Below are 22,499 nucleotides of genomic sequence, written 5' to 3' on the forward strand. Positions count from 1 at the left end.
CTTCACGGGAGTTCCCGTTCGTCTCTCGGGAACCGCACAGTGGACGCGTCGCACAAAAGTATTGTGGTGAAGTTGTCGGCTTATTAGTACCGGTCAGCTTCGTGAGTCTTTAGTCCCCACTTCCACATCCGGCCTATCTACCCAGTGGTCTAGCTGGGAGCCTCTCAGGGAACAAGTCCCCGTGGAAACCTCATCTTGAAGCAGGCTTCCCGCTTAGATGCTTTCAGCGGTTATCCCTTCCGAACGTAGCCAACCAGCCGTGCTCCTGGCGGAACAACTGGCACACCAGAGGTTCGTCCGTCCCGGTCCTCTCGTACTAGGGACAGCCCTTCTCAAGTTTCCTGCGCGCGCAGCGGATAGGGACCGAACTGTCTCACGACGTTCTAAACCCAGCTCGCGTACCGCTTTAATGGGCGAACAGCCCAACCCTTGGGACCTACTCCAGCCCCAGGATGCGACGAGCCGACATCGAGGTGCCAAACCATGCCGTCGATATGGACTCTTGGGCAAGATCAGCCTGTTATCCCCGGGGTACCTTTTATCCGTTGAGCGACGGCGCTTCCACAAGCCACCGCCGGATCACTAGTTCCGACTTTCGTCCCTGCTCGACCTGTCAGTCTCACAGTCAAGCTCCCCCTTGTGCACTTGCACTCGCCACCTGATTGCCAACCAGGCTGAGGGAACCTTTGAGCGCCTCCGTTACATTTTAGGAGGCAACCGCCCCAGTTAAACTACCCACCAGGCACTGTCCCTGATCCGGATTACGGACCGAGGTTAGATATCCAGAGCGACCAGAGTGGTATTTCAACGTTGACTCCACCGACACTGGCGTGCCGGCTTCACAGTCTCCCACCTATCCTACACAAGCCGCACCGAACACCAATACCAAGCTATAGTAAAGGTCCCGGGGTCTTTCCGTCCTGCTGCGCGTAACGAGCATCTTTACTCGTAGTGCAATTTCGCCGAGTTCGCGGTTGAGACAGCGGGGAAGTCGTTACGCCATTCGTGCAGGTCGGAACTTACCCGACAAGGAATTTCGCTACCTTAGGATGGTTATAGTTACCACCGCCGTTTACTGGGGCTTAAATTCTGAGCTTCGCCTTGCGGCTGACCCGTCCTCTTAACCTTCCAGCACCGGGCAGGCGTCAGTCCGTATACATCGTCTTGCGACTTCGCACGGACCTGTGTTTTTAGTAAACAGTCGCTTCCCCCTGGTCTCTGCGGCCGTCAGTGCTTCCCCAGCAAGTGGGTACACACGTCGGGCCCCCCTTCTCCCGAAGTTACGGGGGCATTTTGCCGAGTTCCTTAACCACGATTCTCTCGATCGCCTTGGTATTCTCTACCTGATCACCTGAGTCGGTTTAGGGTACGGGCGGCTAGAACCTCGCGCCGAGGCTTTTCTTGGCAGCATAGGATCACCCAATCATCCCGCATTCGCGGTCACCATCAGCTCTCAGGCTATGTGAGAGGCGGATTTGCCTACCTCTCGCCCTACAACCTTGGACGTGGTCTACCATCGCCACGCTGGGCTACCTTCCTGCGTCACCCCTGTTAATACGCTTACCTACTACCGGTTCGGGTCGCGCGCTCCCCCCCGTCCGAGTCCCCGAAGGGACGGTGGACGGCTTCGGGCGCTTAGCATCACCGGGCTCGGTATGGGCGGTTCTTCGCCGGTACGGGAATATCAACCCGTTGTCCATCGACTACGCCTGTCGGCCTCGCCTTAGGTCCCGACTTACCCAGGGCGGATTAGCCTGGCCCTGGAACCCTTGATCATTCGGCGGACGGGTTTCTCACCCGTCTTTCGCTACTCATGCCTGCATTCTCACTCGTGTGGCGTCCACCGCTGGGTCACCCCGCGACTTCACTCGCCACACGACGCTCCCCTACCCATCCACACGCCTGAACCCACAAGGGGCTGAGCTATTGTGTGAATGCCACAGCTTCGGCGGTGTGCTTGAGCCCCGCTACATTGTCGGCGCGGAATCACTTGACCAGTGAGCTATTACGCACTCTTTCAAGGGTGGCTGCTTCTAAGCCAACCTCCTGGTTGTCTGTGCAACTCCACATCCTTTCCCACTTAGCACACGCTTAGGGGCCTTAGCTGGTGGTCTGGGCTGTTTCCCTCTCGACTACGGAGCTTATCCCCCGCAGTCTCACTGCCACGCTCTCACTTACCGGCATTCGGAGTTTGGCTAACGTCAGTAACCTGGTGGGGCCCATCGGCTATCCAGTAGCTCTACCTCCGGCAAGAAACACGTGACGCTGCACCTAAATGCATTTCGGGGAGAACCAGCTATCACGGAGTTTGATTGGCCTTTCACCCCTAACCACAGGTCATCCCCTCGGTTTTCAACCCAAGTGGGTTCGGTCCTCCACGCGGTCTTACCCGCGCTTCAACCTGCCCATGGCTAGATCACTCCGCTTCGGGTCTAGAGCACGCGACTGAAACGCCCTATTCGGACTCGCTTTCGCTACGGCTTCCCCACACGGGTTAACCTCGCCACGTACCACTAACTCGCAGGCTCATTCTTCAAAAGGCACGCTGTCACCCCTGCTAGGGAGGCTCCAACGGATTGTAGGCACACGGTTTCAGGTACTATTTCACTCCCCTCCCGGGGTACTTTTCACCTTTCCCTCACGGTACTTGTCCGCTATCGGTCACTAGGTAGTATTTAGGCTTACACAGTGGTCTGTGCAGATTCACTCCGGGTTTCTCGGGCCCGGAGCTACTTGGGATCCCCTTCGGGAGGCCACGCCATTTCGTCTACGGGGGTCACACCCTCTGTGCCGGGCCTTTCAATGCCCTTCGACTATGACGCGACTTTCTGACTCCCTGCTCGGACGGCAGTCCCAGCTGAAAGGTCCACAACCCCGCACACGCAACGCCTGCCGGCTTTGACACGCATACGGTTTGGCCTGATCCGCTTTCGCTCGCCACTACTCACGGAATATCTCTTCCTGCCGGTACTGAGATGTTTCACTTCCCGGCGTTCCCTCCACACACCCTATATATTCAGGTGCGGGTCACTGGACATGACTCCAGCGGGGTTTCCCCATTCGGACATCCTCGGATCACGGTTCGTTTGCCAACTCCCCGAGGCTTATCGCAGGCTACAACGTCCTTCTTCGGCTCCTAGTGCCAAGGCATCCACCCTGTGCCCTTAAAAACTTGACCACAAAAACATACAAAGATGCTCGCGTCCACTGTGCAGTTCTCAAGCTACGAACGATCCCCGTCATCCCCGGCGCCTACCCCCAGCACCGACCACCGAAGCGATCGACACCAGGAGCGGTTCATCCGGACCCGACAGGCCCGCAGGCAGCCACCCCCACCGGGGGCGACCCCCAAGGACAACAACCGGTGAACGGCTGTTCCCTCAGGACCCAACAGCGTGCCAGGCCGACCCCCCACGAACCCCGCTCGTTCCCTCCCCAGGCGAACCCGAGGCGTACTAGAGCCAGACCCGCGACGAGCGCGGCCGTAGTCGATGTTCCACCCTTGAGCTCCACCCCGATCGCGTTCGGACCGAGCGTGGGCCTGGACACCAGGGCGCCGGCCACGAAGGACCGACCCGGTGCCAGATGCTCCTTAGAAAGGAGGTGATCCAGCCGCACCTTCCGGTACGGCTACCTTGTTACGACTTAGTCCCAATCGCCAGTCCCACCTTCGACGGCTCCCTCCACAAGGGTTGGGCCACCGGCTTCGGGTGTTACCGACTTTCGTGACTTGACGGGCGGTGTGTACAAGGCCCGGGAACGTATTCACCGCAGCGTTGCTGATCTGCGATTACTAGCGACTCCGACTTCATGGGGTCGAGTTGCAGACCCCAATCCGAACTGAGACCGGCTTTTTGGGATTCGCTCCACCTCGCGGTATCGCAGCCCTTTGTACCGGCCATTGTAGCATGCGTGAAGCCCAAGACATAAGGGGCATGATGATTTGACGTCATCCCCCCACCTTCCTCCGAGTTGACCCCGGCAGTCTCCTATGAGTCCCCACCATGACGTGCTGGCAACATAGGACGAGGGTTGCGCTCGTTGCGGGACTTAACCCAACATCTCACGACACGAGCTGACGACAACCATGCACCACCTGTACACCGACCTTGCGGGGAGCACATCTCTGCACTTTTCCGGTGTATGTCAAGCCTTGGTAAGGTTCTTCGCGTTGCATCGAATTAATCCGCATGCTCCGCCGCTTGTGCGGGCCCCCGTCAATTTCTTTGAGTTTTAGCCTTGCGGCCGTACTCCCCAGGCGGGGCACTTAATGCGTTTGCTGCGGCACGGAACTCGTGGAATGAGCCCCACACCTAGTGCCCAACGTTTACGGCATGGACTACCAGGGTATCTAATCCTGTTCGCTCCCCATGCTTTCGCTCCTCAGCGTCAGTTGCGGCCCAGTGACCTGCCTTCGCCATCGGTGTTCCTCCTGATATCTGCGCATTCCACCGCTACACCAGGAATTCCAGTCACCCCTACCGCACTCTAGTCTGCCCGTACCCACTGCAAGCCCGAGGTTGAGCCTCAGGTTTTCACAGCAGACGCGACAAACCGCCTACGAGCTCTTTACGCCCAATAATTCCGGACAACGCTTGCGCCCTACGTATTACCGCGGCTGCTGGCACGTAGTTAGCCGGCGCTTCTTCTGCAGGTACCGTCACTTGCGCTTCTTCCCTGCTGAAAGAGGTTTACAACCCGAAGGCCTTCATCCCTCACGCGGCGTCGCTGCATCAGGCTTGCGCCCATTGTGCAATATTCCCCACTGCTGCCTCCCGTAGGAGTCTGGGCCGTGTCTCAGTCCCAGTGTGGCCGGTCGCCCTCTCAGGCCGGCTACCCGTCGTCGCCTTGGTAGGCCATCACCCCCACCAACAAGCTGATAGGCCGCGAGCCCATCCTTGACCGATAAATCTTTCCAGACGCAACAGATGCCTGTACGTCTCATATCCGGTATTAGCCGCCGTTTCCCGCGGTTATCCCAGAGTCAAGGGCAGGTTACTCACGTGTTACTCACCCGTTCGCCACTGATCAGACAGGGCAAGCCCCGTCGTCACCGTTCGACTTGCATGTGTTAAGCACGCCGCCAGCGTTCGTCCTGAGCCAGAATCAAACTCTCCGTAAATGTCTACATGGCACCCCACCGCCGAAACGGCAAGGCAACCGACACACGAAACAGCCCCGAATCACTCCGGGACCAGTTGAATTCGGCTTCATGAGGACCGCACCCCCACGGAGGCGGAAGACGATCCCCAGTCAACCAAGACTCACCACACGAGACCACCCGACCAAACGGCCGAACAACCCCGCCGATGAACCATCTTGGCATCGACTACTTGGCACACTGTTGAGTTCTCAAGGAGCAGACGCTCATCCATCCAGGTCCTTCGACCCATCCGGAGGCAACTTCTCAATCTTACGTGCTTCCCTCGTCCCCGTCAACCCGCTCTTCCGAGCCGGTCTTCGGTGGGAGTTCCGCTCCGAGCACGCCAGGTGAGGCGGAAGACCGCCTCGGACGAGCTCGGGGTGTGGCTGCCTCGGTGGGACCGACCACCAGGAGCGTTCCTGGTGTCCGTTCCTCCCTGCCGGGCGGCCTGCTGAACCTTACCTGAGCTTCTCGCTCTCCGTGACCACCCGCTCGGGGCGATCCGGTCCGGCCCGCTGGGCCGATCCGAGGAGAGAGACTAGCTCATCCCGAGCGTGTCTCGACCGGCGCCAGAAGCGCCTCGGTGACTGCTCGGGGGTGGCCGCCTCGGTGGGACCAGCCACCAGGATGACTCGCTGGTGTCCGTTCCTCCCTGCCGGGCGACATCGAGAAACTTACGCAGCGGCCCGACGGCGGTCAAGTTGCGCCGAGGTGACGGCCGTCACGTGCGCCGGCCCCCGGTCGGTGGTGCGCCGCGGCCAGCTCCGCGTCGCCGCGACCGCGCACGCGGCCGGCGGCTGATCCCCTGCGTGCTGCGTCGGGCGGGGCCCCGGATCACGTCAGCACGACGCCCGGCCCACCGTCGAGGTGGACCGGGCGTGGTCGAGGGTGCCGGGTGCGCCGCCGGGAGCGAATCCCCAGGCGCTCCCCCGGCGCGGGTGCGGAGTTGGGGCGCCGCGGCTCAGTACAGGGCGTTCGCCAGCGCACGGCGGGCGGCGCCGACGCGCGGGTCCTCCGAGCCGACCACCTCGAACAGCTCGACGAGGTGCAGCCGCACGCGCTCGCGCTCCGGCCCTGCCGTGACCCGCACGAGGTCGACGAGCCGGCCGAACGCATCCTCGATCTTCCCGCCGAGGACGTCGAGGTCGGCGACGAGCAGCTGCGCCGCGACGTCACGCGGGTCGTCCGCCGCAGCACGCCGGGCGGCGTTGAGGTCCGCGTCGCGGGTCCGGGAGAGGAGCCCGACCTGCGCCAGGCCCGCCCGGGCCATCGCGTCACGGGGGTTCTCCCGGAGCGCCTGGGAGTACGCCTCCTGCGCGGCGGGGAGGTCGTCGCGCTCGATCGCGTCGTACGCCGCCTGGTGCAGCGGCGGGAGCGGCGGCTCCTCGGGCTCGTCCGTCGCGGCTGCGCCCGTGCCCGGCACGGTGCCCGTCACGCCGTTGGCCGCCGCGGCCGCGATCACCTGGTCGATCACCCCGCGGACCTGCTCGATCGGGTACGCGCCCTGGAACAGCGGGAGGGGCTGGCCGGCGACGACGGCGACCGCGACGGGGAGCGACTGCGGCGACTGGACGCCGAACGCCCGCGCGATCTGCGGGTTCGCCTCACCGTCGATACGGGCGAGCAGGAAGCGGCCCGCGTACTCGTCGGCGAGCGTGCCGAGGTCGGCTGCGAGACCGACGCTGACCTGGCTCCACGGCGCCCAGAGCAGGACCACGACCGGGTACGTCGTCGAGTCCTGGACGAGCTGGCCGAACGACGCCTCGTCCACGTCCACCACGAAGCCACCGGCAGCCGGCGGCCCGCCCGGCGCACCGGGCGGCGGCGTGCTCGGTCGGGCGAGCGACGACAGGTCGATCGCCCCGCGCACGTCGAGTCGAGGCTGGGGGGCGGACGGCTGGCTCATCGTGAGGCTCTCCTGGTCGGCGGGCCGGCTACTGACCGGCGACGGACGTACGGGCGTGCTCCCCCGCGAGCAGCTGGACCTGCGTCGTCTCGGAGTCCGCCGGGGGGACGTAGAACACGAGCACGTCGGCCCACGTGCTCACGAGGCCGCTCGTCACGCGGGGCTTGCCCGCGAGGGCCGCGGTGGTGGGGTCGAGGTCGATCCCCGGCTCGGCGATCGCGAGCGTGGTCGTGGTGTCGATGGCTCCGACGACGATCGCGCCGCCGTCCGCCGTCGCGAGCGCCACCGGCGCCTCCGCCCGGGGGACGTACGTCTCGGCGACGGTCCCTACGGGGGCGACCGCGGCCTGCATGGTGGCGCGCGCGGCCTCGATGGTCTGCCGGAAGAAGTCCTGCGGGTGCGTCGCCGCGTGCACGGACGCGTCGCCGTTGGCGAGCACGTCGGCATACTGCGGGAGCACGGACGCGGGCGGCACGAGCAGCGCGGTCGAGTCCGGTGCGACCGTCGCGCTGCCGAGCGTGGGGTCCGCGGTCGCGGGCATCTGGACCCCGGGACCGAGCCGCGCCCACCCCCACAGCTTGTACGGCTCGCGCGGCGACTCCTGGCGCAGCACCAGGATGCGCGGGGCCTCGAGCGTGTCGGGCTGCTCGGTCACCACGAGCTGCGTCCGAGGCCACTCCGTGGTGTCCGGCACGACGATCGCCTGCGGGGCGGTCGGCAGCGCGGTCGGGAGCCGGGTCCCGCCGGTCGAGGTCGCCCGCGCGTACTCGAGACGGCGCACGTCGAGCGCGGGCCCCATGAGCCGCGCGGGCAGGCCCGTCGCGTCGAACGTCGCGTCACCGGCCGCGAGCACCGCACCGACGTCCTCGAGCACGCTCGTCGACTGGGCGACCGTGAGCGCCGGGGGCGCGACGGCCGGGACCGGCTCGGGCTGGGGCTCGGGCGGCGGGGTCGCGCACGCGCCGAGCGCGAGCACGAGCCCGAGGGCGGCCGCGGCGGGGAGGCCACGGCGTGCACGTGCGTTCATCGCTGTCCCTCCCGGTTCGTCGGTCCGTCGTCCTGCTCGTCGTCCGTGGGCTCGGGGAAGCCCCAGGCCCGCCGCCAGGCGTCGGCCCGCGCGGCGGGCACCTCGCTCGGTGCGGCGTGGCTCCCGTGGTGCGGGGCGCCGGCGCCCGGCGCAGGGGCGCGGTCGCTGCGGCCTCCCGCGACGTGCGGGGCGGCGACGCCGGTGCGCGGACCGGCACCGGCCGTCGACGGCCGGGCGGCGGCCTGGCCGGGGCCTCGCGTCGGCACCGGCTGCGCGGAGCCGGGGCCGGACGCGGCGGGCCGGGCTCGAGGCGCGTCCTGCGGGCGCGCGCCCGGGGGCTGGGACGGGCCGGAGGGCAGCCACGACGCTCGCGGTCCGGTCGGCGAGGCGTCCGGGTGCGACGGACGTCCCGGAGGCCCAGGGAGCCGCGACGAGCCGACGGGCTGGCCCGGTCCGGCGGCGGGGGCTGCCCCGGGACGCGCGGGCGCCGACGGCGTCCAGCCCGTGGGTGGTCCGGCCGGGCGCTCGGGGCGGGCACCCGGACCGGGCGCGGAGGGACGGGACGCAGCGGGCTTCCCGGCGCCCACCGGGGCACCGGGTGCGCTGCCGGCGCCGGGGCCAGCGGGCTGTCGGCCGGGCGGCGGGACGGGGACCGACGGCGCGGGACCCGCGGCCCGGCGGCCGAGCTGCGCGGCCCACGCGGGGCCCCGGGGTGCGTCGCCCAGGCGCTCCGGCTGTGCGGGTGCGGGTGCGGCCGGCGGCCGGTCGGACGGGCTCGTCGCCGGAGGTGCGGGGGCGACGGGGCGGGTCGCCCCGGGGGCCGGGGCGTCTGCCGACGGGCGCGGCGCAGCACCGGGGACGGCGCGTCCCCACGGCGGACGTGCGCCCTCCGAGGGTGCGGCCGCCCGGCTCGTGGTGGGCACGGCGGCTGCGGCGGCGGCCCAGCGCGGGACCGGTGCGTCCGTGGGCGGCGCGGTCTCGGTGGGCGACGTCCCGCGCGCGACCCGGGCCGGTGCGTCGGCGGGCAGCGCCTGCTGCTCACCGGTCGCTGCGCGGCCCGCACGCTCGCGCCGGCGCGACCGGGTCTCGCCGGTCAGCCCGGCGTCGCGCATCTGCCGGCGCGTGAGCACGACCGTCTCGCCCGTGTCATTGCCGGCGGACGAGGTCGCGGCACCGGCGCCTGCGCCGGCGACCACGGGGACCGGCCCGGTGCCGACGGGGTGCCACTCGGCCGCGTCCTCACCGCGGCGGGCGCGCAGCCACAGCCGCACGGCGAGCGCGAGGCCCGCGAGCAGCAGCAGGGCGCCCACGGCGACGCACGGCCAGAGCCAGGGGGTCGTGACGGTGCGGGGCCAACTCAGCTCGACGACGGGCGGGGCCTCGCCCAGGCTCACGGCGACGAGGCTCCAGCGACCGGCCTGCGCGGGCCACGTGAGCGTCGCGCTGCCGACGCCGCTCTCCTCGAGGACCCACAGGTCCGAGCCCGCCGGGTTCGGGATCGCGGGGGGCGCGACGGCGGCTGCCGGGTCGGCCGCGGCCGGGTCGGCCGCCGGGTCCGCGGGTGCCGGGTCCGCGGGTGCGGCGGCGTCGTCGGCGGGGGCGGTGGCCTCGGCCGACGGCGCGGGCTCGGCCTCGACGTCGGTCGTGCGGAGCTCGTGCCAGCCGGACAGGCCCGTGACGCGCACGTGGGCGTCCTCGCCGACCCAGGCGGCGACGTCCGTGTCGCGCCCGACCGCGAGGACGACCGGCGAGTCGTCGGCGGCGGTGACGCGGACGGTGACCGGGTCGCCGGCGAGCTCGAGCACCCCGGCGTCCGTGGTGACGATCCGGGTGTCGCCCGACGTACGGGCGTCGGCGACGAGCACGTCGTCGGCGCGCCAGGCGGTCGCCGAGGCGACGCCGAGCCCGCCGACCACGAGGCCGAGCACGCCGAGAACGGCGGCGATGAGTCTCTGGAGCACGCGGGGTCCTCTCGAACGTGACGACCCAGGATAGGCGGAACCCTCGGCCGGGGCAGAACGGGCGGGTGTGCGACATGCTGGTCAGGGCACGGTTCGGCCCTCTCACGAGGACCGATATCCTGCCCGAGGACTACCGGCCGACTTGCCCCGCGCCTCGATCGAGGCGCCCGCGGACCGGCGCCGACGCGCCCAGGAGGATCCCGTGCCAGAGGACCGTTCGCCCTTCCCCGTCGTGAACTTCCGCGGGTACGACCGAGGACCCGTCGACGCGCGGATCAAGGCGCTCGAGCAGGCGCTCAGCGAGGCGCGCGACCAGGTCGAGCAGCTCGACGGCCGGGCGATGCAGATGGCCGGCGAGCTCTCCGAGGCGCAGCGGCACCTGCGCGAGGCCGAGCGCCCGACCTACTCCGGTCTCGGCTCGCGCATCGAGCAGCTCCTGCGCTCCGCCGAGGAACAGTCGTCCGACGTGGTGCAGCAGGCGAACGCGCAGGCGTCCGACGCCCTCGCGCGCGCCAAGCTCGCGGCCGGCCAGCTCCGCTCGCGCGCCGAGAACGAGGTCGGCGAGATGCTCGCGACGGCCCGGCGCGAGGCCGAGGAGCTGCGGACGACTGCGAGCACCGAGGCCGAGAGCACCGTGCTCGCGGCGCAGCGGCGCGCCGAGGAGCTCCTCGGGTCCGCGGAGCGCGAGGCCGCCCGCATCCACTCGGCGCTCAACACCGAGGAGAGCGAGCGCCGCACGTCGCTCGAGCGCGAGCTCGGGACGCTGCGCGCGACGGTCGAGCGCGAGGCGACCGAGCTGCGCATCTCGACCGAGCGGGCCGCGAGCGAGCTGCGGTCGACGACCGAGGCGGACACCGCCGCGCAGCGCGAGGAGGCCGAGCGCTATGCGCAGGACCTGCGCCAGAGCGCGGACGCCGAGACCACCGCCCTGCGCCAGCGGGTCGAGGGCGAGCTCGCGGCGCTGCGGGCGGAGGCCGAGCGGTACGCCGCGATGCAGCGGTCCGTCGTCGCGACCGAGGTGGCCGAGGCCCGGCAGCAGATCGCGGCGGAGTCGACGTCGCTGCGTGCCGAGGCGCAGGAGTACGCGGACGGCGTGCGCGCCCGTGCCGAGCGCGAGGCTGCGGCGCTCGAGCACCAGGTCGCCGCCGAGGTCGCCGGGCTGCGCGGCGAGGCGGAGCAGTACGCGGGCTCGGTGCGCGCGAGCGCCGAGCGGGAGACGGGCGAGCTGCGGGCGGCCGTCGGCGACGAGATCGCCGCATTGCGGGCGGAGGCCGAGCAGTCGATCTCGGCGCTGCGGCTCGAGGCGGAGCACTACGCCGCGGAGATCCGCGCTCAGGCCGAGCGCGAGACGACCGAGCTGCGCGAGCGGACGGTGCACGAGACGGTGCACCTGCGGTCCTCCGTCGAGCGCGAGACGGACGAGCTCCGGGACGCCACCGACCGGGAGACGACCGAGCTGCGCGACCGCACCGAGCGCGAGCTCGCCGAGCAGCGCGAGGCGACCCGCGTCGAGGTCGAGCGTGCCCTCACGGACGCGCGCCGGACCGGCGCCGAGATCGTCGCCAGCGCGCGGGCGCAGGCCGAGGAGCTCCTGCAGCGCGCGGAGCAGGCGCTCGCCGACGCCGAGCTGTCGATCGCCGCGCGGCACGAGGAGGCCGAGCGCGCGGACGCCGAGCGCCACGAGACGGCGCGCGCGGAGACCGAGCGGCTCGTGCGGGACGCCGAGGCGCACGCCGCCGACGCCGAGGTGCGGGTCGCGCAGGCGCTCGAGCAGGCCGAGAAGGTCCGGGTCGACTCCGAGGCCCACGCCAAGGAGCTGCTCGCGAACGCCCGGCGCACGGCCGACCGCGTGGTGGCCGAGGCGCGCGAGTACGCCGAGAAGTCGCTGTCCGACGCACTCACCGAGTCCGAGCGCGAGCGGACGACCGCACAGCGCCAGGTCGAGGAGCTCAACCGGCAGCGCGAGTCGATCACGTCCTACCTCGACGAGCTGCGCAACCTGCTCGGCAACGACCCCGTCCCGAACCGGACGACGCTCGAGCGCGCGGAGCAGGCCGAGGCCAGGCTGGCCTCCGCGGCGCCGGAGCCGGTCGAGAGCAGCGAGCCCGAGCCCGCACCGCGCACGCCCGCGCGCCCCGCGAACCGCCCGCAGGGCCGCCCGGCCGGCAAGCGTCCCTCCCCCGTGTCGGCGGCCGGGCGGGCGCGCGCGGCGGCGATCTCCTCGGCGCCCGCCGCCGACCCGGACGAGGGTGCGCCGTCGGCGTCGAGCGCAGCAGGGGCCGCCGGCCGCTCGAGCACGCCCGCCGCCGCGTCGGACGAGGCGGACCGGCCCACGCGGCCTGACAGCGCCGCCCCGCACGTCGGTTCGACGGGCTCGGCGGACGACGCCGCGGGCGACCCGGCCGCGCACGGCTCCGCGGCGCCCGACCGGGCGGGTGACGAGGCGACCGTCGATGTCGAGGCGTCCGAGGTGGGGACGACGGCGTCCGACGACGTGGACGGCGAGGAGCAGGTCGAGGTCCGGGACGGCGAGGCAGCCGACGACGAGGCCGAGCCGGTGCAGGCCGAGCCCGACGGAGGCGCCGGGGGCGCGGACGACGCGACGTCGGACCCGGGAGCGGGCACGCGCGGCACCGAGCCCGCGGTGGAGCAGGAGGTGGGGGCCGGCAGCGCGGCGCAGGACGAGACGGGGTCGTCGGCCGACCGCACCGCGACGGCCGGCGACGCGCGGTCCTCGACGCCCCGCCCGTCGAAGGCCCGCCGATGAGTCGCGCGCGGACCCGCGAGTGAGCACACCCGCGGGCGACGACTGGCGCACGCAGCGTCGGGAGGCCGCCGCGGTGCACGCCGAGGCGCTCGAACGGCGGCGGCTCGCGGAGTCGACGCGGGCGCGCGCGCTCCTCGCGGAGTTCGTCGAGACCGCGCGTGCACGCGGCGTCGTACCCGTGCCGCTGCGGGCGCACAGCTACGACGGCCGGCACCGCTACCGGACCCCGCACACGGGCTGGTACCTGCGCCGCGACGAGAAGGTCGCCGTCGGCACCGACGGCGAGTACTACGTCCTCGGGGTCCCGACCAGCCTGCGGGCGCAGCTGCGCGGGACGACGCTCACGCCGCAGGACCCCCCGCTCGTCATCGGCGCGGGCGGCAAGGACGGGGAGTCGCTGGACCTGCCCGACGCCCTCGCCCGCGCGCTGGGTCGCTGACCTCCCGCTGACGCCGGGAGACCGGGGTCACCCCTCGGGGTGGCGCTCCCCCGCGGTGTCGGCCCGGAGCGCGAGACGCTCGAGCGCCGCCGCGACGGGCCCGGGCTGCTCGACGGCGCTCAGGTGCCCGGCTCCGGGGACGACGACGAGCCCGGCGTGCGGCGCGGCGGTCCGGAGCCGCTCGGCGTCCGCGAGGGGCGTGATCGTGTCCTCGTCGCCGACGAGGACGAGCACCGGCCCGGCGTACGCGGCGAGCGCGGCGGTGCGCTCGGGCCGGGCGGCCATCGCGCGCTGCGACCACGCGATGCCGGCGGGCGGCTGCTCGCCGACCCACACGGCGACCTGGTCGACGACCTCCGGGCGGCCGGCGAGGGTCGTCGCCCCGAGCACCGCCCGCGCCATCGGTCGCACCTCGTCGACGGTCGAGGACCCCTCGACCGCGGCCGCGACGCGCAGCCGGTTCGCGCGCGCCTCGTCGGCGTCCGCCGTCGCGCGCGTGTCGAGCAGGCCGAGACCCGCGACGAGCGCGGGGTGCCGCTCGAGAAGAGCGAGCGCGACGTAGCCGCCCATCGACAGCCCGGCGACGACCGCCCGCTCGACCCCGACCTCGGCCAGCGACGCCGCGACCGCGTCCGCCACGGCCTCGAGCGACGGCTCCGCGGGGGTCAGCCCGGCCGCGGCGCCGTGACCCGGCAGGTCCAGCGCCAGCACCGGGCGGTCGGCCGGGAGCGCCGCGGCGACCTCGTCCCACATCCGGGCGTCGAACGGGAAGGCGTGCAGGAGCACCACGGGCAGCGCGGCGTGGTGGTGCGCGCGCCCGGTGCCGTCGGCATAGGTGCGGACCGGGAGGACCAGGTCGGCGGGGTCGGGTGCGGTGCTCATGCGGGCTCCTGGACGTCGGCGGTCGTGCTCTCGCCGTGCCACGTGGTGGGCAGCGGGACGGGGGCGCCCGGCAGCACGTGGGCGACGATCTCGTCGAGCACACGACGCACGGCCGGCTCGCCCACCCACAGGTGCTTCGCGCCGTCGACGCCGATGACCTCGGCGTGCCGGACGCGCGCGAACCGCTCGCGGGCCTCGGCCGGGCGCAGGTAGTCGTCGAGCTCGGGGACGAGCACGACGAGCGGCTTGCCGAACGCGTCCCACGCGTCGAGGTCGGCGTCCGTCGCGCGGTGCAGCGGCGGCGAGAGCAGGATCGCGCCCTCGATCGAGGGGTCCCGGCCGTGCATGAGCGCGAGCTCGGTGCCGAAGGACCAGCCGACGAGCCAGCGGTTCGGCAGGTCGTGGAACTCGGCGTACTCGATCGCGGCGTGCACGTCGAGCCGTTCGCCGACGCCGCCGTCGAACGCGCCGTGGCTCGTCCCCCGCGGGCTGCTCGTGCCGCGCGTGTTGAACCGGAGCACCGCGACGCCGGCCATCGCGGGCAGCCGCCACGACGCCTTGCGCAGCACGTGGGAGTCCATGTACCCGCCGTGCGTCGGCAGCGGGTGCAGCGTCACCAGGGTCGCGGCCGGTGCCGGCAGGCTGCCGTCCTCGGCGACCGGGCGCGCGAGCTCGCCGACGAGCGTGAGGCCGTCGGCGGTGTGCAGCTCGATGTCCTCGCGCTGCGCGGGCAGGACGGTCAGCGCGCGGACGGGGGTCGGTTCGCCGGTCAGGGCGTCGTCGGTGCTCATCGCCCCCGAGACTAGCCGCGCGTGCCCGGCCTCAGCGCGCCGGGCCGACGTACCCCGGAGCGTCCTCGAGCAGCCGGAGCGCCGCCTCGAGCTGCTCCGCGACGCCGTCGTCGTCGTTCGCCGCGCACCGGCGGCTCGCGGCGCCCGCGACGTCCGGGTGCGCGTTGCCGACGGCGAACGAGACGCCCGCCCACGCGAGCATCGGCAGGTCGTTCGGGGCGTCGCCGAACGCCCACACGTCGTCCGGCCCGAGCCCGCGCTCCTCGGCCCACGTCGCGAGCGTCGAGGCCTTCGTCACGCCGGGCCCGGTCACCTCGGCGAGCCCGACCGCCCCGGAGTCGGCCAGCACCGCGTCGGCCCCGAGCACCCCGGCCACGTCGCGCAGGAAGGCCGCAGGGTCCTCGCCGGGACGGCGTGCGAGGAGCTTGTAGGTCCCGTCGTCGAGCGCGGGCTCGAGCACGGCGACGACCGGGGCGCCCGCCGGGAGCGGGTGGGGGCCGACGAAGCCCTGCTCCGCGAGGATCCCGGCGCGGCGCTCGACGGCGAAGCGGGTGCCCGGGAGCCGGTCGCGCACGCGCGCCACCAGCGCCGACACCGCACGGCTGTCCATCGCCCGCTCGGCGAGCACGACGTCGGCGCGCACGTCGAGGACAGCGGCGCCGTTCGCGCAGATCGCGATGCCGTGCCGGCCGACGACGTCGCGCACGTCCTGCAGCCAGCGCGGCGGCCGCGCCGTGACGAAGACGACCTCGATCCCCGCGCGCTCGGCGGCGACCAGCGCGGCGCGCGTGCGCGGGGAGACGCTCCCGTCGCTGCGCAGGAGCGTGCCGTCGAGGTCGGTCGCGACGAGGCGCGGGGCCCGCAGGAGGGACGGCATGCGCCGAGGCTAACGACCGGGGCGGCGGCGCGTGCGCGCGGACCAGCACGAGGTGTGCCAGTGCCGCCGGTCCGCGAGCGCGGCGTCCGCGCCGAAGAGGTGGTCGGTCGGCCACGCGACGACGTGCGCGACGCCGGGCCCGACGAGCTGGTCGCACCCCGGGCAGCGGTAGCTGCGCTCGGAGGCCCCGACGCGCTGCACGGTCCACCCGCCGTCCGGCCCGGACTCGGTCGAGCGCCCGCCGCGGACGCGGTCGAGGTCGAGCGGCTCGACGGGCGCGCCGTACGGGCGCTTCGTCGAGCGTCGTCCCTTCGGCACCTGCCCATCCTCTCGTGTGCGGCCGGGCGTCGCGTGCCCGGCTGTCGGGTCTCGGGCGTCGGCGGGCGCCGCGCGCCGTCGCCGTGCCACGCACGGCCGGGCGCACCGCCGGGGCGCACCGCCGCCGGGTCGTGGACGACGAGCGCGCACCGGACCGTGGGGTCCGGTGCGCGCTCGTCGGTGCCGGGAGCGGTCGTCAGTCGGCCGCTCCGGGCGGTCAGGTCAGGTCGGCCGCCGACTCGATCGTCGGGATCGTGTTCGTGCGGACGAGCTCGGCGTACCAGTACGACGAGTCCTTGCGGGTGCGCACGAGCGTGTCGTAGTCGACGTGCACGATGCCGAAGCGGCGGTCGTAGCCGTACGCCCACTCGAAGTTGTCCATGAGCGACCACACGAAGTAGCCGCGGACGTCCACGCCCTTGTCGATCGCGTCGCCGACGGCGTCGATGTGGTCGTGCAGGTACGTCACGCGGTCGACGTCGTGGACCCGGCCGTCCTCGGCGACGGTGTCGTAGAACGCCGCGCCGTTCTCGGTGACCGCGAGCGGGACCTCGGGGTAGCGCGTGTGCACGTCGACGAGGAGCTCGGTGAGGCCCTCGGGCTCGATGTTCCAGCCCATCGCCGTGTACGGGCCGGGCTGCGGGAGCCACTCGACGTCGTCGGCCGCGGGCCATGCGCTCACCGGCGAGGACTTGTGGCCGTCGGGTCCGGGCGTGCCGTCGCCGGGGACGTAGTCGCCCTCGCGCTTCTTCACGAGGCCCGTCGAGTAGTAGTTGATGCCGAGGACGCTGAGCGGGACCTGGCAGAGCTCCGCGTCGCCGTCGTGCACGAACGACCAGTCGGTGACCGACGCGGTGTCGGCGAGGAGCTCCTCGGGGTACCGGCCCTCGAGCACGGGCTGCAGGAAGATCTCGTTCGCGAGGTTGTCGATGCGGCGCTTGGCGTCGACGTCCTCGGGCGCGGTGCTCGCGGCCCGCGTCACGTGCAGGTTGAGCGTGATCGACAGCTTCGCGTCGGGCAGGACCTCGCGGATCGCGCGACCGCCGAGGCCGTGCGCGAGGTTGAGGTGGTGCGCCGCCGCGAGCGAGTCGGCGTGGCTGTTGCGGCCCGGGGCGTGCACGCCGGACGCGTAGCCGAGGTACGCCGAGCACCACGGCTCGTTGAACGTGGTCCAGATCTCGACGCGGTCGCCGAGCACCTCGGCGACCTTGCCCGCGTACTCCGCGAACCGGTACGCCGTGTCGCGGTTCGGCCAGCCGCCCGCGTCCTCGAGCGGCTGCGGGAGGTCCCAGTGGTAGAGCGTGACCACGGGGGCGATCTCGGCGCCGCGCAGCTGGTCGACGAGCCGCGAGTAGAAGTCGAGGCCCTTCGGGTTGAACGCGCCCGAGCCGGTCGGCTGCACGCGCGGCCACGCGATCGAGAAGCGGTACGCGTGCAGGCCGAGGTCCTTCATGAGCGCGACGTCCTCGTCGACCCGGTGGTAGTGGTCGGCGGCGACCGCACCGGTGTCCCCGTTGAGGACCTTGCCGGGCGTGGCGGAGAACGTGTCCCAGATCGACGGCCCGCGGCCGTCCTCGGTCACGGCGCCCTCGATCTGGTAGGACGCCGTGGCGCTCCCCCAGAGGAAGTCGGCGGGGAACGTGCGACCGGAGGCGCGCGAGCTCGTCATCGGGAGTCCTTCGGGGTGAGGGGTACCTGCGGTGCAGGTCGTGCGGTGGTGGTGCGGAGGGGCCGGCGACGGCGCTGGTGAGGCGCGCGCGCGGCCCGAACACGTATCGAATCGATACGATACACGGACCGCACCCCGCCGAGAACGTCTCGGCGGGGTGAGTCTGGGGCCGGCCGCACAGGCGGCTCAGACGTCCAGGTCGACGCGTGTCGCGCTCGGGGCCGCCGCGACCGGCTCCCCCGTACCGATCTGGACCGACCAGGGCACGCTCGTGCCCGCGGCCTCGACCTGCACCCGCGACCCGTCCCGCGTCACCGTGAACGTCGCGCCCGGCGCACCGTCCGGGCCGGGGACGTGCGTCACCGAGCGGTGGCCGTCCGCGAGCTCGAACAGCCGCAGCGTGACGCCGTCGGCGTAGTCGTAGTCGGGCCGGTCCGTGCGGGCACCGACCGGGAGCACCGTCCCCGGGCGCACGAGCAGCGGCAGGGAGTCGTACCCGTGGCGCTCACGGACCCAGCGCGGGCCCGTGACCGTCTCGCCGGTCAGCAGGTGCGTCCAGGTCCCCTCGGGCACGTAGACCTCGACGTCACCCTCGGCGTTGAACACCGGCGCGACGAGCAGGCTGTCGCCGAGCATGTACTGCGTGTCGACGGTCGCGGCGCTCCGGTCGTCCGGGAACTCGAGCACCATCGGCCGCATCACCGGCACGCCCTCCTCGTGCGCCTGCGCGCCGGTGCGGGCGAGGTACGGCATGAGCGAGAGCTTGAGCCGCGTGAAGTGGCGCGTCACGTCGACGGCCTCGTCGTCGAACGCCCACGGGACGCGGTACGAGTCGGAGCCGTGCAGGCGGCTGTGCGAGGACAGCAGGCCGAACGCGAGCCAGCGCTTGAAGACGGCGGCGTCCGGCGTGCCCTCGAAGCCGCCGATGTCGTGGCTCCAGAACCCGAAGCCGGAGAGCGCGAGCGAGAGCCCGCCGCGCAGCGACTCCGCCATCGACACGAACGTCGACTCGCAGTCCCCGCCCCAGTGCACGGGGAACTGCTGCCCGCCGACCGTCGCCGACCGCGCGAAGAGCACCGCCTCGCCCTCGCCCTTCTCCTCCTCGAGGAGCTCGAAGACGGCCTTGTTGTACAGGTGCGTGTAGTAGTTGTGCATGCCCTGCGGGTCGGAGCCGTCGTGCCAGACCACGTCCGTGGGGATGCGCTCGCCGAAGTCCGTCTTGAACGCGTCGACGCCCTGGTCGAGCAGGACGCGCAGCTTGCTCTGGTACCAGGCGGTCGCCTCGGGGTTCGTGAAGTCGACGAGCGCCATGCCCGCCTGCCACAGGTTCCACTGCCAGACGGACCCGTCCGGGTTCTTCACGAGGTAGCCGCGCTCGCGGCCCTCCGCGAACAGCTCGGAGCGCTGCGCGATGTACGGGTTGATCCAGACGCAGATCTTGAGGCCCTTGGCCTTGAGGCGCGCGAGCATCGCCTCGGGGTCCGGGAACGTCGCCGGGTCCCACACGAAGTCGCACCAGTGGAACTGGCGCATCCAGAAGCAGTCGAAGTGGAACACCGAGAGCGGCAGGTCGCGCTCGGCCATCCCGTCGATGAAGCTCGTGACCGTCTTCTCGTCGTAGTCGGTCGTGAACGACGTCGACAGCCACAGGCCGTACGACCACTCGGGCACCCGCGCCGGGCGGCCGGTGAGCGCGGTGAGCTTGCGCAGCACGTCCTTGGGCGTCGGTCCGTAGATCACGTAGTACCGCAGCGACTGGCCCTCGACGCTGAACTGCGTGCGCGAGACGACCTCGGTGCCGACCTCGAACGACACGCGCTCGGGCTGGTCGACGAGCACGCCGTAGCCCGCGTCGGTCAGGTAGAACGGCACGTTCTTGTACGCCTGGTCGCTCGCGGTGCCGCCGTCGGCGTTCCAGATGTCGACCGTCTGACCGTTCTTCACGAGCGCACCGAAGCGCTCGCCGAGGCCGTAGACGTGCTCGCCGACACCGAGCGTGAGCTGCTCGCGCACGAAGTGCCGGCCGTCGGCGTCGGTGATGACGCCGATGCTGCGCGGGGTCGACGTGGTCAGCGTGCGGCCGCCGGCGAGGAAGTCGACGCCCCACTCCCCCTCGGTCTGCACGCGTGCGGTGAGCGCGCCCGAGCGGAACGTCGCGACGGGCTCCCCCGCGAGGTCCGGGCCCGCGACCTTGACGTCGGCGACCGAGCGCGCGATCTCGAACTCGGGGCCGCGGCTCAGCCCGCCCTGGAAGTGCTCGATCGTCACGCCGACCACGTCGTCCATCGGCGAGTCGAACGAGACCGTGATGAGCGGGCGGTTGAGCGTGTCCCCGCGCTTCTCCAGGGGCCCGGTCGCGGCGTAGACCGTGAGGCTCTCGTCGCCGGTGACGACGTCGTCGACCGCCTGCGGACGCAGGATCGTGACCCCGGGCAGGACCTGCCAGTAGCCGTCGGTGAACTTCATGAGGTCCTCTCGATCAGGGCGACGGCGTCCTCGGCTTCGAGGCGGACCGCGCCCGTGGTGTCGGTTCCGGAGAGCAGGTCGTGGTGGGTCCCGTCGAGCGCGAGCTCGTGCGCGACGGGCGAGGTGTTGAGCAGGAAGAGGACGTCGCCGCGGCGGACGGCCTCGACGCCCTCGGGGAGCGGGGACGCGCCGGGGACGACGCCGGTGACGCCGGCGGCGCGTGCGGCGCGGGTCAGCACGTCGTCGAGCACCGCGCGGGGCGGGAGCGTCGCGACGTACCAGGCCTCGCCGGTGCCGGCCCGGTGCCGGACGACCGCCGGGCAGCCGTCGAGGTCGGCCCCCGCGAACGTCGCGAGCGCCTCACCCCCGTCGAGCCGCAGGCGCTCGCCCCAGACGGTCCCGGTGAAGTCGCCGAGCTCGGCCGACGTCACGGGCACGCCGTCGTCGGGCAGCGGGCAGAACTCCTCCCCCGAGGCCCCGACGAGGTCGGCGAAGGGCACGGGGAAGCGCCCGGTCCGCACGTGCCCGTCGCGGTCGGCGACGCCCGAGAACGGCCCGAGCACGAGCACCCCGCCGCGCTCGACGACCCCGCGCAGGTGGCGCGCGTCGTCGTCGTCCACGAGGTAGAGCTGGGGCGCGACGACGAGGTCGTACCCGGCGAGGTCGCCGCCCGGGTGCACGACGTCGACCGCGACGCCCGCACGCCACAGGGCGCGGTAGTACGCGAGCACCTGGGGCAGCACGCGCAGCCGGTCGCTCGGCTGCGCACGCTCCTCGGCGGCCCACCAGCTCGACCAGTCGAAGACGAGGGCGGTGCGCGCCTCGACGCGGGTCCCGGCGACGCGTGCCAGCGACCGGAGCTCGGCGCCGTGCGCGCGGACCGCGCGGTGCAGGCGGGTGTCGGGGCCGGCGTGCGGCACGAGGGCCGAGTGGAACCGCTCCGCGCCGAACGTCGACGCGCGCCACTGGAAGTAGCAGGACCCGTCGGCGCCGTGGGCGACCGCGCGCAGCGAGTCGAGCCGGGCCTGCGCCGGGGACTTCGGCAGGTTGTGCGGGCGCCAGTTGACCGCGCTCACCGCCTGCTCCATGAGCAGCCACGGCTCCCCGCCGCGCAGCGAGCGCATGAGGTCGTGGCTGAGCGACTGCAGCACGCGCGACTCGGGGTCCGCGGGGTCGCCGTAGGTGTCGTCGGCGACGACGTCGACCTCGGACGCCCAGCGCCAGTAGTCCGTCGCGTGGTGGAACCCCATGAAGTTCGTGGTGACGGGCGTCTGCGGCGCGTGCGCCCGGACGAGGTCCCGCTGCTCGGTGTAGAGCGCCAGGAGCTGGTCGGATGCGAAGCGCCGGTGGTCGAGCACCTGGGTCGGGTTGATCAGGTACGGCGCGGCGCGCGGCGGGACGACCTCCGCCCAGCCGTCGTAGCGCTGGCTCCAGAACGTGGTGCCCCAGGCGCGGTTGAGCTCGGCGACCGTGCCGTACCGCCGCTCGAGCCAGGCCCGGAAGCCCGCGGCGCACAGGTCGCACGAGCACACCTGCCCGTACTCGTTGCCGATGTGCCACATCCGCACGGCCGGGTGAGCGGCGTACCGCTCGACGAGCACGCGGGCGATCGCGAGGGCGCGCTCGCGGTACACGGGCGAGGACGGGCAGAAGTGGTTGCGCGAGCCGTGGCTGAGCCGCACGCCGTCCGGGGTCACCGCGCGGGTCTCCGGCCAGCGCAGGCCGAGCCACGGGGGCGGCGACGCGGTGGGGGTCGCGAGGTCGACCGCGATCCCACCGGAGTGCAGCAGGTCGAGGACGTCGTCGAGCCAGCCGAGCTCGTGCTCGTCCGGGCGCGGCTCGAGGGTCGCCCAGCTGAACACCCCGACCGTCACGAGGTTGACCCCGGCGGCCTGCATGAGCGCGACGTCCTCGTCCCAGACGTGGCGCGGCCACTGCTCCGGGTTGTAGTCCCCGCCGTACAGCAGGCCCAGCTCGCCCGTGAGGGCGGCGAGGCCGGGCCGGGGAGGCGTCGGGCTGCTCACGCGGGGAACCTCCGGACTCGTGGGCGGGGAGAAAGGGACGACGTCGTACGCGGGAACCCGTGCGAATACCGATCGTCGAAGCGGTTCAACACCGTAGCCGCGTGCTCCCCTGCATGTCCAGGGACATACGAGCCACCTGCAGCAGGGATTGTGCGCCAGCCAAATCGAAGCGCTTCCGCAATGTTTCGATAACGCGTCGGAGCCCCGCGCGCAGGCCTCGCGGCGCTAG

12 protein-coding genes and 2 rRNA genes are annotated in these 22,499 nt (G+C 71.8%); 2 read left to right on the forward strand and 12 right to left on the reverse strand.

Going from position 1 to position 22,499, the window contains the following annotated elements; all coding sequences use genetic code 11:
- Positions 1 to 63: 63 nt before the first annotated feature.
- From NXY84_RS15095 to NXY84_RS15115, 5 genes are all read right to left on the reverse strand, one after another.
- A 23S ribosomal RNA gene (locus tag NXY84_RS15095) occupies positions 64 to 3,178 on the reverse strand.
- Positions 3,179 to 3,596: 418 nt separating this feature from the next.
- Positions 3,597 to 5,122, reverse strand: a 16S ribosomal RNA gene (locus NXY84_RS15100).
- The 16S and 23S rRNA genes sit together here, the layout of an rRNA operon.
- Before the next feature lie 982 nt (positions 5,123 to 6,104).
- Complete coding sequence (locus NXY84_RS15105; RefSeq protein ID WP_258723881.1) at positions 6,105 to 7,049, reverse strand: tetratricopeptide repeat protein; 945 nt, start codon at positions 7,047 to 7,049, stop codon at positions 6,105 to 6,107.
- Positions 7,050 to 7,077: 28 nt separating this feature from the next.
- Complete coding sequence (locus tag NXY84_RS15110; RefSeq protein WP_258723882.1) at positions 7,078 to 8,076, reverse strand: hypothetical protein; 999 nt, start codon at positions 8,074 to 8,076, stop codon at positions 7,078 to 7,080.
- Positions 8,073 to 10,037 (reverse strand): hypothetical protein, encoded by a 1,965-nt coding sequence (locus NXY84_RS15115; protein WP_258723883.1) that lies wholly within the window; start codon positions 10,035 to 10,037, stop codon positions 8,073 to 8,075. The genes NXY84_RS15110 and NXY84_RS15115 overlap by 4 nt, the downstream gene beginning before the upstream one ends.
- A 202-nt stretch (positions 10,038 to 10,239) precedes the next feature.
- Between NXY84_RS15115 and NXY84_RS15120 the strand changes: the two genes are divergently transcribed.
- Positions 10,240 to 12,804: a hypothetical protein gene (locus NXY84_RS15120; protein WP_258723884.1), complete on the forward strand. Its 2,565-nt coding sequence runs from the start codon at positions 10,240 to 10,242 to the stop codon at positions 12,802 to 12,804.
- Between the two features lie 19 nt (positions 12,805 to 12,823).
- Positions 12,824 to 13,243 (forward strand): hypothetical protein, encoded by a 420-nt coding sequence (locus NXY84_RS15125; RefSeq protein WP_258723885.1) that lies wholly within the window; start codon positions 12,824 to 12,826, stop codon positions 13,241 to 13,243.
- A 27-nt stretch (positions 13,244 to 13,270) separates the two neighbouring features.
- Here the strand turns inward: NXY84_RS15125 and NXY84_RS15130 are convergent, their stop codons facing one another.
- From NXY84_RS15130 to NXY84_RS15160, 7 genes are all read right to left on the reverse strand, one after another.
- Entirely contained in the window at positions 13,271 to 14,125 is an 855-nt protein-coding gene (locus NXY84_RS15130) for an alpha/beta fold hydrolase (RefSeq protein ID WP_258723886.1), read from the reverse strand.
- Positions 14,122 to 14,916, reverse strand: a complete 795-nt coding sequence (locus NXY84_RS15135) for an alpha/beta hydrolase (protein ID WP_258723887.1) — start codon at positions 14,914 to 14,916, stop codon at positions 14,122 to 14,124. The genes NXY84_RS15130 and NXY84_RS15135 overlap by 4 nt, the downstream gene beginning before the upstream one ends.
- Before the next feature lie 31 nt (positions 14,917 to 14,947).
- Positions 14,948 to 15,793, reverse strand: coding sequence for an HAD family hydrolase (locus NXY84_RS15140; RefSeq protein ID WP_258723888.1), 846 nt, complete (start codon positions 15,791 to 15,793; stop codon positions 14,948 to 14,950).
- Between the two features lie 9 nt (positions 15,794 to 15,802).
- Positions 15,803 to 16,111, reverse strand: coding sequence for a hypothetical protein (locus tag NXY84_RS15145; RefSeq protein ID WP_258723889.1), 309 nt, complete (start codon positions 16,109 to 16,111; stop codon positions 15,803 to 15,805).
- Between the two features lie 217 nt (positions 16,112 to 16,328).
- Positions 16,329 to 17,780 (reverse strand): GH1 family beta-glucosidase, encoded by a 1,452-nt coding sequence (locus NXY84_RS15150; RefSeq protein ID WP_258723890.1) that lies wholly within the window; start codon positions 17,778 to 17,780, stop codon positions 16,329 to 16,331.
- A gap of 186 nt (positions 17,781 to 17,966) precedes the next feature.
- Positions 17,967 to 20,246: an alpha-xylosidase gene (gene yicI / locus NXY84_RS15155; protein WP_258723891.1), complete on the reverse strand. Its 2,280-nt coding sequence runs from the start codon at positions 20,244 to 20,246 to the stop codon at positions 17,967 to 17,969.
- Positions 20,243 to 22,270 carry a beta-galactosidase gene (locus NXY84_RS15160; RefSeq protein ID WP_258723892.1) on the reverse strand — a complete coding sequence of 676 codons (2,028 nt, stop codon included), beginning with the start codon at positions 22,268 to 22,270 and terminating at the stop codon, positions 20,243 to 20,245. Before NXY84_RS15160 ends, yicI begins: the two co-directional genes overlap by 4 nt.
- Positions 22,271 to 22,499 lie beyond the last annotated feature (229 nt).

Origin of the sequence: Cellulomonas sp. NS3, from assembly GCF_024757985.1 — a bacterium.
In the GTDB taxonomy this organism is placed as follows: Bacteria; Actinomycetota; Actinomycetes; order Actinomycetales; family Cellulomonadaceae; genus Cellulomonas_A.